The organism is Streptomyces tricolor, assembly GCF_002155905.1.
Lineage (GTDB): Bacteria > Actinomycetota > Actinomycetes > Streptomycetales > Streptomycetaceae > Streptomyces > Streptomyces tricolor.
In genome coordinates this window covers 1-1,178 of record NZ_MUMF01000987.1, presented here as the reverse complement: position 1 = coordinate 1,178, position 1,178 = coordinate 1, and the positions used below count along the sequence as shown (strand labels likewise).

Genomic DNA, 1,178 nt, shown 5'->3' with positions numbered 1-1,178 from the left:
CGGCGACCAGGCCCGTCAGGGAGCGGTCCGGGCTGGCGCTCACCCACACAGTCGTCCGGTACCCGCCGTGCGGCTCCAGCACGTGCTGCACGGCCGTCGCCGTGTACTTGCCCGAGAACGCCTGCCCCACGTTGCCGAGCGCGACCGGCTTGCCCGCGCGCAGCCGCGGATTGCCCTCGGCCACCGCCTCCAGCTCCCCGAAGCCCGCGCTCACCTGGGCGGCCGTCGCGTCCGCGACCGCCGTCGTCTCCGCCTGGGTGCGGTACGGGGTGTCCGTGACGGTCAGCTTCGCCCTGCCGAACCGGGCGGCGAACGCCGGGCTCAGGCCCGGCACCACCGTGTCGCTGTCCACCGACGGCTGCCGGGCCACCAGGGGCCGCTTCGTGGTGACGTCCCAGCCGCGCACCTCCACCTGCGCCGCGCCGTCCGCGGCCGACAGCGAGGCCCGCAGCGCCAGCAGGTTCCGCCCGTACTCCAGCACCATCGGGTTGCGGGTGGCCGGGGTCGACGGCGCGGGCGCCCCGGACGCCTTCCGCGGCCGGGTGAACTGGAGCAGCCCCTTGTCGTCGACGCGGACCTGCGCCCCGCTCTCGGCCGCCAGGTACTGGAGGAAGTCCCAGTCGGACACGTTCGCCTGCGAGAGCTGCGTGTAGGTGACCGGCGCGGCCTCCACGGTCCCGCAGGCCAGCCCGGCCCCGGCGGCCACCTTGCGGACGATCGCCGCCGCCGTCATGTTCCGGTACGCCACCACCTTCCGGCCCCGCTGGAGGCGGTGCGCCTTGGAGTAGGCGCGCACCACCGTGAACGAGCCCGTGCGGTCCCGGTCCACCTCCAGGGCCGTCACCTCGCCGTCGAACAGCCGCTCGCGGGCCTGCCCGGCCACGGTCACCACCGACACCCTGAGCGGGGTGCCGATGGTGATGCCGGTCGCCGCGAGGAACTCGTGGTCGGGGTCGCGGAAGGTGAGCTGTGCCGCGTCCGGCAGGCCCACGTTCTCGTCCACCACGCAGCTCACCAGCTGCGCGGCCCAGACGGGCGGAAGTTCCGCGGGCGTCTCGATGACGGGGTCCGCCGCGAACGACCGGCCGCCCCGCGCTCCGGGTGTGGTCACCGCTCCTCCTCACCGCCCGCGTCCCGCAGCCCCGGCACCACCAGTTCGGTGCCGGGGCTGCGGGACG

1 protein-coding gene is annotated in these 1,178 nt (G+C 75.4%); it reads right to left on the bottom strand.

The annotated features are described in order from the left end of the window. A partial coding sequence (locus CCN44_RS42155; protein ID WP_143650486.1) for a VgrG-related protein occupies nucleotides 1–1,111 on the bottom strand: 1,111 nt, incomplete at its 3' end. Nucleotides 1,112–1,178: the final 67 nt, after the last annotated feature.